This window comes from Marinobacter sp. bablab_jr003, assembly GCF_016464245.1.
GTDB classification, from domain to species: Bacteria; Pseudomonadota; Gammaproteobacteria; order Pseudomonadales; family Oleiphilaceae; genus Marinobacter; species Marinobacter vinifirmus.
Map to the genome: position 1 here is coordinate 1 of NZ_JADARC010000077.1, position 13455 is coordinate 13455.

General features: G+C 57.2%; 14 protein-coding genes. 5 read left to right on the forward strand and 9 right to left on the reverse strand.

The annotated features are described in order from the left end of the window. Positions 1-169 precede the first annotated feature (169 nt). Genes H3Z84_RS07470 through dapE form a run of 3 tightly spaced genes read left to right on the forward strand, consistent with a single transcriptional unit; the run spans position 170 to position 2734 of the window. Positions 170-511, forward strand: a complete 342-nt coding sequence (locus H3Z84_RS07470; RefSeq protein ID WP_199457030.1) for an ArsC family reductase — start codon at positions 170-172, stop codon at positions 509-511. Between the two features lie 53 nt (positions 512-564). Beyond that, the gene (gene dapD, locus H3Z84_RS07475; protein WP_199457031.1) at positions 565-1593 is read left to right on the forward strand and encodes a 2,3,4,5-tetrahydropyridine-2,6-dicarboxylate N-succinyltransferase; all 1029 of its coding nucleotides are present in this window, start codon (positions 565-567) and stop codon (positions 1591-1593) included. A 10-nt stretch (positions 1594-1603) separates the two neighbouring features. Beyond that, positions 1604-2734, forward strand: a complete 1131-nt coding sequence (dapE, locus tag H3Z84_RS07480) for a succinyl-diaminopimelate desuccinylase (RefSeq protein ID WP_199457032.1) — start codon at positions 1604-1606, stop codon at positions 2732-2734. A 92-nt stretch (positions 2735-2826) separates the two neighbouring features. On the opposite strand, the gene H3Z84_RS07485 is transcribed toward dapE, so the two are convergent. Continuing rightward, entirely contained in the window at positions 2827-3045 is a 219-nt protein-coding gene (locus H3Z84_RS07485; RefSeq protein WP_022989856.1) for a SlyX family protein, read from the reverse strand. A gap of 156 nt (positions 3046-3201) precedes the next feature. Between H3Z84_RS07485 and H3Z84_RS17270 the strand changes: the two genes are divergently transcribed. Further along, entirely contained in the window at positions 3202-3744 is a 543-nt protein-coding gene (locus tag H3Z84_RS17270) for a cold-shock protein (RefSeq protein ID WP_058340195.1), read from the forward strand. Positions 3745-3813: 69 nt separating this feature from the next. Here H3Z84_RS17270 and H3Z84_RS07495 read toward each other — a convergent pair whose 3' ends face one another. The 4 genes from H3Z84_RS07495 to H3Z84_RS07510 form a co-directional block, all read right to left on the reverse strand. Further along, complete coding sequence (locus H3Z84_RS07495; RefSeq protein WP_022989854.1) at positions 3814-4188, reverse strand: hypothetical protein; 375 nt, start codon at positions 4186-4188, stop codon at positions 3814-3816. Then, entirely contained in the window at positions 4160-5566 is a 1407-nt protein-coding gene (locus H3Z84_RS07500) for a hypothetical protein (RefSeq protein ID WP_199457033.1), read from the reverse strand. The genes H3Z84_RS07495 and H3Z84_RS07500 overlap by 29 nt, the downstream gene beginning before the upstream one ends. A gap of 151 nt (positions 5567-5717) precedes the next feature. Then, positions 5718-8315: a DUF6351 family protein gene (locus H3Z84_RS07505; protein ID WP_199457034.1), complete on the reverse strand. Its 2598-nt coding sequence runs from the start codon at positions 8313-8315 to the stop codon at positions 5718-5720. 140 nt (positions 8316-8455) lie between these two features. After that, a complete protein-coding gene (locus tag H3Z84_RS07510; protein WP_199457035.1) occupies positions 8456-8896 on the reverse strand; it encodes a VOC family protein in 441 nt (146 codons plus the stop codon). A gap of 58 nt (positions 8897-8954) precedes the next feature. Here H3Z84_RS07510 and H3Z84_RS07515 point away from each other — a divergent pair, with 58 nt between their 5' ends. Next, positions 8955-9863: a DUF1853 family protein gene (locus tag H3Z84_RS07515; RefSeq protein WP_199457036.1), complete on the forward strand. Its 909-nt coding sequence runs from the start codon at positions 8955-8957 to the stop codon at positions 9861-9863. Here the strand turns inward: H3Z84_RS07515 and H3Z84_RS07520 are convergent. From H3Z84_RS07520 to H3Z84_RS07535, 4 genes are all read right to left on the reverse strand, one after another. Continuing rightward, positions 9852-10235: a TA system antitoxin ParD family protein gene (locus tag H3Z84_RS07520; RefSeq protein ID WP_199457037.1), complete on the reverse strand. Its 384-nt coding sequence runs from the start codon at positions 10233-10235 to the stop codon at positions 9852-9854. The two genes, H3Z84_RS07515 and H3Z84_RS07520, sit on opposite strands and share 12 nt — an antisense overlap. 365 nt (positions 10236-10600) lie before the next feature. After that, complete coding sequence (locus H3Z84_RS07525; RefSeq protein ID WP_199457038.1) at positions 10601-11674, reverse strand: hypothetical protein; 1074 nt, start codon at positions 11672-11674, stop codon at positions 10601-10603. 9 nt (positions 11675-11683) lie between these two features. After that, the gene (locus H3Z84_RS07530) at positions 11684-12751 is read right to left on the reverse strand and encodes a hypothetical protein (protein WP_199457039.1); all 1068 of its coding nucleotides are present in this window, start codon (positions 12749-12751) and stop codon (positions 11684-11686) included. Continuing rightward, on the reverse strand, positions 12748-13320 hold the full coding sequence (locus tag H3Z84_RS07535; RefSeq protein WP_199457040.1) for a hypothetical protein: 573 nt from the start codon (positions 13318-13320) through the stop codon (positions 12748-12750). The genes H3Z84_RS07530 and H3Z84_RS07535 overlap by 4 nt, the downstream gene beginning before the upstream one ends. Positions 13321-13455: the final 135 nt, after the last annotated feature.

Below are 13455 nucleotides of genomic sequence, written 5' to 3' on the forward strand. Positions count from 1 at the left end.
TGATTAGGCAGGCGCGCGGCGAATCCTCATCAAGGCCAGAGGCGGCAACGCCGCCTCGTTAACAGGCCGGATATATGGCAGCAACCTGTCCCTCATCAACAACGTCTGAGGCCTTGCAAGCGGGGAGGAGACCATATATGGGTTCCGTGGCAAAAAAAGGCCTTAAACCATGAAACTATACGGCATCAAAAACTGCGACACCGTGAAAAAAGCCCGCAAGTGGCTGGACGAAAACGGCATCGCCTACGAGTTCCACGACTTCAAGAAAGACGGCCTCTCCAGCGAGAAGCTGAGCCAGTGGGAACAGGCCCTGGGTTGGGAAGCGCTGATCAACAAACGCGGCACCACCTGGCGGAAACTTCCCGACGAGGTTCGTGATACCATTAGCGCCCAAAGTGCCCACCAGATCATGCTGGAGAACACCTCCATCATCAAACGCCCGGTAGTTGAGCGGGGCGACGAGGTAAGCGTGGGCTTTAACGCAGACCAGTGGGCTGCGTGGGCTGACTGACTTTTTTCGGCCACGGAAATCATTCTTAAATTTTTAGTACAGGAGCAGATCAGATGAGTTTTGCATTCGGCATTGGCATCGGCAGCCAGAACAACCAGGGCGAGTGGCTGGAGGTATACTACCAGCAGCCGATCATGACCCCAGGCAAAGACCTGATCGACGTGGTTGAAACCGCGCTGGACTACAAAGGCGGCAACCAGGCCATCGAAGCCGGCACAGAGCAGCTGAGCCAGTTTGCTAACGCCCTGCGCCAGCTGGGCCAGACCGAGCAGGCCAGGCTGGCCGAGCAGGCTGCCAACAGCAAGCGCCCGGTGGTGGTTACCGTACTGGCGACAGACGACACCGCCTCCAGCACCCCAGAGGTGTACCTGAAGCTGCACCTGATTTCCCATCGCCTGGCCAGGCCACACACCCTGAAGCTGGACGGCATTTTCGGCCTGCTGCCGAACCTGGCCTGGACCAACGAAGGTGCCATCGACCTGAATGAGCTGCCGGAGCGCCAGCTGCAAGCCCGTATTGAAGGCCGCACCCTGGAAGTGAAATCTGTAGACAAGTTCCCACAGATGACCGACTACGTGGTACCCAAGGGCGTGCGCATCGCCGACACCTCCCGGGTTCGTCTGGGCGCCTACGTGGGCGAAGGCACTACCGTAATGCACGAAGGTTTCATCAACTTCAACGCCGGTACCGAAGGCACCAGCATGATCGAAGGCCGCATCTCCGCCGGCGTGATCATCGGCAAGGGCTCCGACCTGGGTGGCGGCTGCTCCACGATGGGCACCCTGTCTGGCGGCGGTAACATCATCATCTCCGTAGGCGAAAACTGCCTGCTGGGCGCCAACGCCGGCATCGGTATCCCCCTGGGCGACCGATGCACGGTTGAAGCTGGCCTGTACATCACCGCCGGCACCAAGGTGAACCTGCTGGACGACAACAACGATCTGGTGGAAGTCATCAAAGCCCGCGACCTGGCCGGCAAGAACGACCTGCTGTTCCGCCGCAACAGCCTGACCGGCGCGGTCGAGTGCAAGACCAACAAAACCGCGATTGAACTGAACGAAGAACTGCACGCTAACAACTAAAGGCCGTCACATGTCCCTGTCCCCTACCCTAGAACTCGCCATGGATCTCATCAGCCGGCCGTCTGTAACGCCGGATGACGCTGGCTGCCAGGAGCTGATGATGTCCCGCCTGGCACCTCTGGGCTTTGCTGGCGAGAACATGCGGTTTGGTGACACCGATAACCTCTGGGCCCGCAAGGGTTCAGAGGGGCCTGTGCTGGCCTTTGCCGGCCATACCGATGTGGTTCCGACCGGCCCGGAGAAGCACTGGGCCCACGCGCCATTTGAGCCGGTGATCAAAGACGGTTACCTGTACGGCCGGGGCGCTGCGGATATGAAAGGCAGCCTGGCCGCCTTCGTAACCGCCTGCGAACGCTTTGTAGCGAACAACCCGAACCACCGGGGCTCTATCGCGTTGCTGATCACCAGCGACGAAGAAGGCCCGGCCCAGGATGGCACGGTAAAGGTGGTGGAAACCCTGGAAGCCCGAAACGAGAAAATGGACTGGTGCCTGATCGGTGAGCCGTCGAGTACGCACCAGGTGGGCGACGTCATCAAGAACGGTCGCCGTGGCTCCCTGCACGGCTACCTGACCGTACACGGGGTACAGGGCCACGTAGCCTACCCGCACATGGCGGAAAACCCGGTGCACACCGTGGCACCGGCACTGGATGCCCTGGCAAAGGAATTCTGGGACAACGGCAACGATTTCTTCCCGCCGACCACGTTCCAGATTACCCGCATTGAGTCCGGTGTTGGCAGCAACATCATTCCCGGGGAATGCCTGGTGCACTTCAACTTCCGCTACTGCACGGAGAACACCGCAGAAAGCCTGGAAGAGCGGGTAGTGGCCGTGCTGGACCGCCATAACCTGAAGTACGACCTGCAGTGGCACCTCAGCGGTCGTCCCTTCCTGACCGACAAAGGCGCCCTCGTGTCTGCCAGCCAGAACGCCATCCGCACCGTCACCGGCCGCGAAACCGAGCTTTCCACCTCCGGCGGCACCTCAGACGGCCGCTTCATCGCCCCCACCGGCGCGCAGGTCGTCGAACTCGGCCCCATCAACGCCACCATCCACAAAGTGGACGAATGCGTGAAGGCTGACGATCTGGATACCCTGTCAGAGATTTACGAGCAGATACTGGTGGAACTGCTGGGGTGATTTCGTGCCACAAAGGGGTCAGACCCACGCGCGTCTTTGGGCCTTAGGGCCGCGCGGGGGTCTGACCCCGGAGCCGGCGGCCAACTCCGGAATCAGTAGTGAGGAGGCGGCACCTCCTGCTCCTCCGGCCGGATATTGGACGGCGAAATATCCTTCAGCTGCTTGTGCAGCGTCTTCTTCGCATCCCACAGCTCCCGAATATCCATTTCCTGCCTGGCCACCTGCTCACTCAGGGTATTAATCACGTCATCCTGGAACGCAAGTCGCATTTCCAGTTCCGCAATTCTGTCTTCGAGGGTGTTTTTGCTCATGAGGTTTGGTCAGCCCTTTCAGTAATCTGGTATCATGCCGCCTTTTACCGCCACAGCCGGGTTTCTGGCCAGGCGGCGCTCATCGGCCGGACATGCCATGTTACCTGATGCCCGGCTTTTTATCGTTACTGTAAAATCATGGAGAATAATCAGCCAATGCGTAATCCAGCCAAGGCGATCCTCGTTGCTGTTCTGATCGCGATTCCGGCACCGTTTATACTGGGCCTTCTGCTTACCACCACTCCGGACCCCCTGCGCCTGCTCGCCATTGGCGAAGGCCTTGAGGCCCTGGGCGCCAGCGGTGGCATTGCCGCCTACATCATTGCCTTCGTTCTTTTCGCCGTTGCCGGCTTCCTGGCAATTGCACTGGCCGGCAAGCAGCCTGCAACCGCAAACAATGCCCGCAGCCAAAGCCGTCCGGCCCGTGCCAGCCAGCCTGCCAACACCTACGATGACGACGAAGACGATTTTGACGACAGCACCCCGGAAGGCAACGAAGAAGGTACCGTCAAATGGTTCAACGTGAAGAAGGGCTTCGGCTTTATCGTTCGTGACAGTGGCGACGAAATCTTCGTACATTTCCGCGCCATCCGTGGCCGTGGCCGTCGTGTTCTGCGCCAGGGCCAGCTGGTTCGCTTCAACGTGGTTGAAGCTGACAAAGGCCTGCAAGCCGACAACGTGTCTATCCTGAGCGAATAATTCTGCTCTGAAGACAGCAAAAAGGCAGCCAGTTGGCTGCCTTTTTGCGTTATATGGGTAGTTAAACCGTCAGTTCCACACCACCTGCTGCTCACCCCGGTGATCCAACCGCCACCACTTTTCATCCTCTACCGGATCGCCTTCTTTCCAGTCACCCAGACTGCAACGGATCTCACCCTCCATCGCCCGCCAGGCACTTCGGGCGCATTCCAGATCACTGTTCCAGGGCAGGTCTTCACCTTCCAGTACCAGAGAGGTAAATCGTTTGCCAAAGGCACCGGGGTACAAACTGATGCGAAGGCGAGCGCCGTTGAAGGAAGCCGTACCCTTCGCCACCGATGACACGTCAGAATCATCCAGCTGCAACTGGTCAAGCTGGCCTTCCAGCCAGCGCGATACCGCGCCCGACTCAAGGTCACGAATATAGATTTCCAGATCCTGCACCCGAGGATTCTCCATGCTGTTGTTCACAATGCAGCACATAGTGAACCGGCCCGGGCTTGCCTGCAACCCATCGTTCGAGTTCCTCGCGCAGATCTTCCGCCAGAAGGCGCCGCAGGGTTCCAGAACGCTGACGTTCATGCCAGCCGACTTCCGCGGCCGCCTGCTGAATCGATAACCGGGCCAGTTCCTGATCGGAAACCGCCCAATCATCACCCCTCGCCAGCGCCACCAACGACTGGCGCCGAAGCGCATCCTGCTGGCCTGCAACCGCCAGGGCGCCCAATGGCCCCCGACTGGCAAACAGGTCAAGCCGCGCTGCCGCCCGGCGCACCCATTCCAGCATGCCACCGGGCCGCGCAACCATCCGGCTGTTCCGGGAGCTGGCATAGTCTACTGCTGCCGAAGACAGCTGGATGTTCCATCGTTTCTCAATTGCCGGCTGGTGCGCCATCAGGATGGCCTTGCGCTGGGTTGCACTCATCTCCGGCATCATAAGCGAATCGATGGCCCGGCCCAGCGACTGAGCCAATCGCTCCGGTGCACCTGAATCGCCGTTATCTTCAGACAACAGAAGCACCGGGCCCTGCCAGCCAGTAACCAGCTCATGCACCACACCCTCCGGCTGCTGAATCAGCTCCAGCAACCCGGCAGGAGACACGTTGTCCAGTACCAGGGCAGGCCAGTGTAGCGGGCCGGCTTCAGCTGTTGGTGCGACTGGCTGGTCTGACGCCATAATCTCGGCCTGCCGTCGGGGGTCCACCTGAACCCACAGAAAACCGGGCATGGACTTCAGCACGCTCAACCAACTGGTTTTACCGGCCCCGGCATCGCCCTTCAGCCAGATCAGCGCCCGGGAGTTGGCTGCGGTGATGACCACCACTTCTTCTGCCAACTCGAGCCAGGCCGGATCGGTAACCGTTAAGGGAGTAATGTCCTGATCCACGCCGACAACCGGTGCCGGTGGTTCCTCATGCTGCGCCGGCCAATGGCTGACCAGTTCCAGCACCGCCACATAGGCTTTGTCCTGCAGCCGTTCAGCACCCGACGCCAACTGCCTGAGCAGGTGCGGCCACTCGAGCCAGGACACCCCATAAGTCTCCCGGGCTCCGGAAATCCAGTAAATCAGCTGGGAAGACAGGTCGCCATCACCCCGGACTTCGGTCACGATTGGCTGTTCGCCCTGAATGGTGCGCACCAGTTCGTCCAGGTCGACACCCTGGCGCTTGAGAAACGGGGCGATGTCCGGAATCGCGTCCAGCAACGCCAACAGGAAATCTTCTGCAGTGATTACCGAACCGCCGCGGCGGTCGACGCTGTCCCGGGCCTGAACCAATGCACTCTGGCAGGCCGGAGACAGGCAAGCTTGCCAATCATCCATTCGGCAACTCCTTCCTTGGTCATGAGAGGCGCATCTTCCTGATGCGATTGTGAAAACGGTCGCAAATTCTAGAGGCCCGAGAGAGCCTGAGCAACGACAAGCCGGCGGTTTTGATGACTGGCGCAAGGATTTGTCGTTGCTCCGGGCTATCTCACTGCGAGAGGGTGACCTCAAAAGCATCCGAAGCCCAGCCGCTCACGGCCGTTTCCGACTCCGGTAACGGTTCCCCTCCGTAGACAACTTGCTCCGGATTGCCGTACTGCAACCAAACCTGTGTAGGCACCTGCCCTACCGGCGGCTTGCTGTAATCACAAACGCCGTTGGGGAAGATCTCTGCCACGCGCTTGGCGAAGTTTTCAGAATTCAACACTCCGGTTGTCAGATTGACGGGGTAATCGGCCGGATCAACCGGTTTCAGCTGACACTTGTTGTTCAGGGTACGGATATCATCGCCGGCAACTGTGCGCGGGGTGCCGAAGCGGGTTTGTACCAGCAACGCTTGCAGCTCAACGACGTGGTTGGTAATGGGTGCCAAAACATCGGTCACCAGGGAAGGCAACCCAAGGTCTCCCAGGTCCAAACCGCACACCTGGCCAGTTGCAACATCCAGAATCTGGCCGACTTCCGGCGGCAAGGTGGGCAAATACTCGAGCCCCGGAACAACCGGGTCCGGGTAGAGCAAGCCACCAGTCAACGGCAGCACCAGGCCGGAGTCCGCCGTTACTCCAGACAAAGAGAGACAACGATCCCGGGCAGTGTCCGGGCGGTTTCGAACCAGTTTTTCCGGCAACTCGCCACCCTGTTCATCCTGCTCTATACCCGCCAGCCACTGGTCCATCACCAGGAGCGCTTCCGTGGTAAACACCGTATCGCCGGCAATGGGGAATGCACCGTACCAGATCACATGGTTGAGGGAGTGGCCCTGCACTGCCTCTATACGGGCCCGGGTCTGCCACGAGTGGTAGGCATCGTGGGCTAAACCGGGATCCGGCCCACGCAGGTCAATAATCGGCACGCCTTCGAAGTTTTCCCCGGTATTGATCGCACCGGTCCGGTAGGCATTGGTGATCGCTTGCAAGTCACCGCGGGTACGCCCGGGCTGGTAATCGATATCGACGTTAAAGCCACCGATTTCACGGTTCAGGTCCAGGAATTGCTGCCCGCTGATCAATCCCTCCTGAAGCGCCCGAAGGCCATACTGTACGCCCTCGTTGTCCAAAGGGATGCCGCCAAAGCCATACCCCAGCAGCTGCTCATTTGGCGACCAGACTTCCGGAGACCGCTCACCAAACTGGCTCTTCATATAATCGATCAAGCCGCAGCGAAGACCGCCCGGCCGCTCTTCCGGGTGATACACCTCAACGCCATCAGGCAGTTTCGGACAATCCTCCTGATCCGGGTACGCGGCGGGGAAAAATGCCAGGTCCGAAACCACCGGATTGATGGGCAAGTGACCATACAGAAACGGCCACTGAGTAGGCAGCAGGCCATTGTTCAGCAACCCTTCAAAGAACCCCGGGGCATCCTCAGGGCTTTCCGGTGCCTGCAAGCCAAGGTAATTGCTGATCAGGTTGTAATCCGCAAACTGGGTAGCGGTTGTCCAGACATCCGGATAAGAGCACTGCACGATCAGGCCCTGATAGATCCCAGGATAGGCATTGGCAACATGTTGCTGGGCAATTGCGCCTCCGGAGCAACCGGTACCGATGGTGTAGCGAATCGGCCCGTACTGCTCGACGATATGCTCCTTGGTCATCACCAGGGATTCAGCTGCCGTCACCAGGTTAGCGTTATGCCCCAGGTTAGACTGCGCAGTGGAAAGGGTAACGAAGCCACGGGCCAGGGCCACTGAAATACTGTCGCCAAGCAACAGCTCGTTGCCGTTGGTCAGGCCCGACACATCGCCATTCGGGGGATTGCCCATGCCATAGCTCACCCCCACGTTTCCACCGTGGTGAACCAGAACCTTACCGTTCCACTGTTCCTGGGGAGCCAACGCCGTCCATTCCTCACCGGGCTGATAGAGTGACATAACCTGATAGCGGTCGCGGTTCAGCACACCCGTCTCTACCCGCACAATGAACGGCAACTCCATACCTTCATCAGTGGTGATGGTGGCGATGTCCTCATCGGCAGGTGGGTTTTCAGGGTCGTATGGCAGGAAGGCATCCGGCAGCCCTGGATCCTCCGGGTCAAATTCGGTGAACAGCCGGGTGAGTTGCTCTGCGGGCACGTATTTAAAACTGAACTCCGGTGGCTGATTGCAGGCCTCATCTACTGCCGCCGCGTTAGTACAGTTCCAGGGCTGAACCTGGGGGCCGGAGAAAACCGGACCACCCTTGGGGTGGTTGGTAATGGTGGTGGCAATCCGGCTTTTGCCGCGTTCCAGCAACACTTCCAGCGTGTTACTGCCGAGCTTGAGGCCGTTAACCAGGCCACGCCATGCACCTTCTCCAGCTTCCTGAAACTGCCCGGTGATATCCTCATCATTCAGGAATACCCGGGCATCCTGCAGGTTTTCCGCCACAACCTCCACCAGCGCGTCACCGCCACTGATCAGGTCTGCCCGGTTAGACAGCACCCGGATTTCGCCTTCGCCCTCTGGCAGCGCTCTGGGGCCACCGGGTTTTGCGGGTTGGGCATTTTCCGAACCTGTGCCGGACGACACTGATGCGGAATCCGAACCAGAACCACCGCAACCGGCCAGGGCAAGGACAACGGCTGCTACCAGTGCATTTCTGGAGAACATAACGGCCACCTCATTTGTTGTTGTTTGTGTACCCGAAGGTGCAAAAGTCAACAAATGATAAGCGGGCGTTATATGAACAGGCTTTGGTAACGCCGCCCGGGGGCGGCGTCAAAAGTGTGAACTGCGTCTCACAACACCACTTACCAGGTACCGGTGTTACCCATGCTGGCCCAGGGCTCCTGAGGCTCCAGTGCGTCACCTTTCTGCAACAGCTCAATGGAGATATTATCCGGCGTGCGGATAAAGGCCATGTGACCATCACGGGGCGGGCGATTGATGGTTACGCCATTGGCCTGGAGCTTTTCGCACAGCTCGTAGATGTTCTCTACCCGGAATGCCAGGTGCCCGAAATTACGGCCGCCGGTGTATTCCTCCGGATCCCAGTTGTAGGTCAACTCCACCATCGGTGCCTGATTTTCCCGGGCACGGGCTTCGTCTTCCGGAGCGGCCAGGAACACCAGTGTAAAGCGGCCCTGCTCGCTGTCTTTACGGGAGATTTCCACCATACCCAGCAGGTCGCAGAAGAAATGGAGGGTGTCGTCCAGATTGCTGACTCGAATCATCGTATGCAGGTATTGCATGGTTGGCTCCTGAATTTAATGGCTCTTAAACCACCACAGTTTACGTTATTCTCGGGCCATGACGACAAACGCAGATATCGAAACCCTCCTCACCTTTCAGACACCCGTCGTGCGCCACCTGGCGTGGCTGTGCTCTGCACCGCAGTTGCTCGAAGCCCCTGTATCTTTCTCTCCGTCGCAATGGTTACCTGACGACTACCTGGAACGATTGCAGCACTGGGACCAGCACCCGGAACTCATGCCCGCAAGGCTAGCCCTGACCGCAGAGCGGCGGTTAGGCCATTACTTTGAGCGTTTGTATGAAGTGCTTCTGAAGGACGTGCTGGGGTGGGAGCTGTTACTGAAGAACCAGCAAATCAAAGCCGACAACCGAACCATTGGCGAGCTGGACTTCGTAGTGCGTAACCGCCAGACCCATTGCCTGGAACACCACGAGATCGCCATTAAATACTATCTGGGCGTGAACGAAGGCGAAACCGGCACCCGATGGTACGGCCCCAACGCTAAGGACCGGCTGGACCTGAAAGCACACCGAATACTGAGCCACCAAAGCCCCATGGCGCAGCGGGTGGAGGCTCAGGCGTTGCTGGCAGAGCTGGGGATTTCAGAGGCCATTACCCCGAAAGTGTTTATGCCGGGTTACCTGTTCTATCCCGGTGATCGGGTGGAACTGCCGGATTACGTGCCGACGGAGCATTTGCAAGGGCGCTGGTGCTATGCCCGCGATTTGGAGAACTCAGACCTGACCGGCTGGGTGCCGTTGAAAAAGCCCCATTGGATTGGGCCCTGGAGGCAGAGTGAGCAGCCTGATGTTCGAGCAGCCCGGGAGGCGCTGGAGTTTGTGGAGACTAAGGGCGTGCCAGTGTTGTTTGCTCGGGTGGAGTGGCAGCCGGGGCTTGGGTGTTGGGTTGAGCGGGGGCGGTGGTTTTTGGTGCCGGGGGAGTGGCCTTTGGCCTCATTTGCTTGACGAGAAAGATTGCACTAATTCACGAGTACCGTCAGGGTGAATGGCTTCGAGATAGCCGGGCGGGTCTATCGAGCACTGATATACTGTTCGACTGTGAGCGATAGCCTTAGCAAGCTCACCCGAGTCACGAGCCGCATCAACCTCAGCCCATAAGTCATCACTGGACACCGGCTCTGGAACTAACGGCTCTACCCTCACCCGGCGATTACCCTGCACAATGGAAATCAGATCCTCTGCTGAGACCTCTCCAGCCACAACCCTCCCAATCTCCGCCCAGTATTCGATCTGCTTGGGCGTCGAGCGACGTTGAATCTGCGCCTCCGCTGATGCTTCACGGATCAGCTTGTCGTCAATTCGAATTGCTGTCGCCATGGTGCCCTCCTGAATGTTTTCAGCTAACCGTATGCACGGATTACTACAGGTGTTGCATTTTGCAACACGAAAGGGAACCACGGGGGCAATAAGGGCCTTTAAATCGGCCAGGCATCAGCCGGGCGTAGTTTTCTGTATTCACCCATCGAAATCTTGCCCAGTTGCGGGGTCCTCTCCAACCCTTGCTCGCTCTTTGGGGGATTTTGGCAAGGGCCCAATCTCAGTTGCCCGAAATGCAGTGTCTGAAAAACAGGACACGGGCTGTTGTGCATTCATACGCTGACCTGGTTGGGTTTCAGCACAAAACTATTCCTCAGTGGGCAAACGTAGCCATTCGAGTTCCAACCAAAACCTGAAGGAGGGCTTTACACAACACAGGCTGTTTCAGGCCGACTTTGGCGATAGGTGGGCATATCCACGCTGCCCAATTGCGGAGTGACTCTGCATTGCCTGCGGCCCCACGCATACTGCCGCTGCTTTTTCAATATCTCCGCACCCTCTCCCTTCTGCCAGTCCTCCAGATCGAGGTCTCGCCAGTAGCGGGGGTTACGGCTAGTAGTCTGGTCGTACTTGGCGGTCACCGGGTCCAGGTGGCGAAACGGCTCCAACCGGGGCATGTCTGGCAGGGGTTGGGTGACGTCCATGTAGCGTTGCAACATATCCCACAGGGCCAGCACCTCAGTTTTCTCTGCTTCAATGTTGCTCAGGGAGGTTTTGTTGAATTGCTTCTGGGTGTAACGATGCACGAACATCAGCCGGTAGAAGATACCGCCCCGCTGGACCACTCGCTCCACGTAGGCATCGAACTCCACAAACGGTGCCTCAAAAGAACGTCCCTTGCCTAGGGCGAACTTTACCTGCCCGGTGACCCGGTTGAACTCGCTGCAGCCATCTTCCAGGGTTTCGTCCAACTTCTTTTCCAGGGTTTTCTCGAATGGTTTCAGGATAGCTCCAACGACGTTGGTCATAAGCCAGTTGGTAGTGCTGGGAATGATCCAGAATGCAAAGAAAATCCACGATGGCACCAATACTAAGAGCAATAACATGAAAAGAAAGGCTGGCAACTCAAAATGGTCAGAAACACTAATTACACTCCAACCAACTAAAGCCACCCCCCCGATAAGAAGTGTGAATATCCAGGTAAATGGCAACAGCAATATTAAAAATTTAAGCCCCGTTTTTTCATTGAGGAAACGCAATCGCTGGTGATCCCACCACCAGTGTTCCTTATAGAATTCTGGATCGTCTCGTTCACTGGACTGAACGGTATCAATATCCTCCACGGTTCTGTGGTATGGGTTAAGGTTCGCGTACGCACCATACGGCTGCAGCTCGTCGCCAACTCGTGTTCGTTCTTTTGGCGAGATCGGCAAGGGCCCGATCTCCATCGCCCTGAAGGCCGTGTCGCTCACTCCGGACCGCTGTTTCTTTTCAGTCATCCATGCCACTCAAATCGGCCAAGCCTCGGCCGGTCGTAGTTTGCGGTATTCTTCCATCGATATCTTGCCCAGTTGCGGCGTAAGTTTGCATTTGCGCTTATCCCACGGATACTCCACCTGGCGCTTCAACCACTCAGCACCTTCGCCTTTTTTCCAGGCTTCCAGATCCAGGTCTCGCCAGAATCGGGGATTACGCCCGATGCGCTGGTCATGCTCCGCAGTGACCGGGTCCAGATGCCGGAACGGCTCCAGTCTTGGCATATCAGGTAGGGGCTGGGAGGTGTCCATGTAGCGTTGAAGCATGTCCCACAACGCCATCACCTCTTCCTTCGAGGGCTCGACCCGGCTCAGGGACGTCTGGCTGAATTCTTTGGCGGTATAGCGATGCACGAACATCAGGCGATAAAAGATACCGCCGGCTTCAATGACTCGCTCCACGTAGGCATCGAACTCCTCAAAGGGTGCTGTCAGTTTCTTGCCGCCCGGCATCGCAAAGCTCACTTCACCCGTCTCACGACTGAAGTAGCTTTCTCCGGCTTCGAGGCCTCGGTCCAGGAGCTTGCTGAGGAGTTTGTCAAAGGGTCTGAGTAGCAGGGCGAAAGCGCCCATGACCCAAGGTGTGGTTTTTATAAGGATGAAGAGAGAAGCCGCTATCCATCCAAAGCCAGCTAGAAGAATTAACACGAACTTCAGTAACTTCGGGAGTTCGACTAAATTAGCCAAATAGATCGCCGACACCCCACCACCGACGAGCACTAGACCGCCCCAAGCGTAAGGTATTAGTAACAGTAAAGCTGAAAGACCAACGAATGCCTTGCCACTGAGAAAACGAATTCGACGCTGATTCCACCACCAATCATCAGAATGAAAAACCTCTGGGTCACTCTTGTCCTGATGTTGAACAGCCCCCACATCCTCACAAACTCGGTAGAAAGGCTGAACGTCTGCATAATCGCCAACAGGTTGTAGATCTTGCCCAAAGCGCCTTCTGCTTTTCACAGGTTCGGGAATGGAAGGAATATGATCGTCCCGCCTTCCGCAGCTCTTATAACCGAAGTTGTTAACATTCTGACTCACACGGTAACCTCTTTAATAATCCAATACGGTACAGGATCATTATTGAATGGGTTGAGTACCTGTTGCTTCTTATCGGGAAGCGTTTCATGTTTCACCGCGTCGAACGGTTCGTATTCATCTAGTACGGGTGTCGGAAACCAGAACTCCCCAACTTCACTTTCGAGACGGGCCTGTAAGACAACCCTCAGGCTAATGGTACGCTTTTCCATATACCCATGCGCCCGGGTTTCACCTCCCACTAGATTTCGCTCAACCAGAAAATGCACTGAATTTTGTTCCGGCACGGCAACCCAAGTTTTAACTTTCTTCAACGGGGTATTTTGGGTCAAATTATACTGATCTACGCTCCATGCGGACGTCTTAGAAGTCTGGATATTGATGTGGGTATATTCGAGCTCTTGGATGCCGAGCCTCAAACCTGTCTTTTGCTTCCCGACACTGGCTTGGGTGCTCCCTTGAGAAGTTTGACCAAGGTTGAACTTGCTGATTACTGGTGATGTTAGCGTTACTCTATAGTCATTTTGTGAAGGCTGACGATCCGAAAACATTGCCTTTTCAGCCTCGCTCAAAGAGTTATGGTGATTTCTGGTGTATGGAAGCAGGCTGAAGGGGTGGCGTATCCTGTTGGTTGATCACCGCCAAGATCACAACCAACAGAGGAATGATACGCCATGTCCGAGTCTAACCTGCATGCTCTTTCACAA

Bases quoted from the DNA above. Each gene is read 5' to 3' on its own strand.
- H3Z84_RS07470 (WP_199457030.1), top strand. From the start codon at position 170: ATGAAACTATACGGCATCAAAAACTGCGACACCGTGAAAAAAGCCCGC.
- dapD (WP_199457031.1), top strand. From the start codon at position 565: ATGAGTTTTGCATTCGGCATTGGCATCGGCAGCCAGAACAACCAGGGC.
- dapE (WP_199457032.1), top strand. From the start codon at position 1,604: ATGTCCCTGTCCCCTACCCTAGAACTCGCCATGGATCTCATCAGCCGG.
- H3Z84_RS07485 (WP_022989856.1), bottom strand. From the start codon at position 3,045: ATGAGCAAAAACACCCTCGAAGACAGAATTGCGGAACTGGAAATGCGA.
- H3Z84_RS17270 (WP_058340195.1), top strand. From the start codon at position 3,202: ATGCGTAATCCAGCCAAGGCGATCCTCGTTGCTGTTCTGATCGCGATT.
- H3Z84_RS07500 (WP_199457033.1), bottom strand. From the start codon at position 5,566: ATGGATGATTGGCAAGCTTGCCTGTCTCCGGCCTGCCAGAGTGCATTG.
- H3Z84_RS07505 (WP_199457034.1), bottom strand. From the start codon at position 8,315: ATGTTCTCCAGAAATGCACTGGTAGCAGCCGTTGTCCTTGCCCTGGCC.
- H3Z84_RS07510 (WP_199457035.1), bottom strand. From the start codon at position 8,896: ATGCAATACCTGCATACGATGATTCGAGTCAGCAATCTGGACGACACC.
- H3Z84_RS07515 (WP_199457036.1), top strand. From the start codon at position 8,955: ATGACGACAAACGCAGATATCGAAACCCTCCTCACCTTTCAGACACCC.
- H3Z84_RS07520 (WP_199457037.1), bottom strand. From the start codon at position 10,235: ATGGCGACAGCAATTCGAATTGACGACAAGCTGATCCGTGAAGCATCA.
- H3Z84_RS07525 (WP_199457038.1), bottom strand. From the start codon at position 11,674: ATGACTGAAAAGAAACAGCGGTCCGGAGTGAGCGACACGGCCTTCAGG.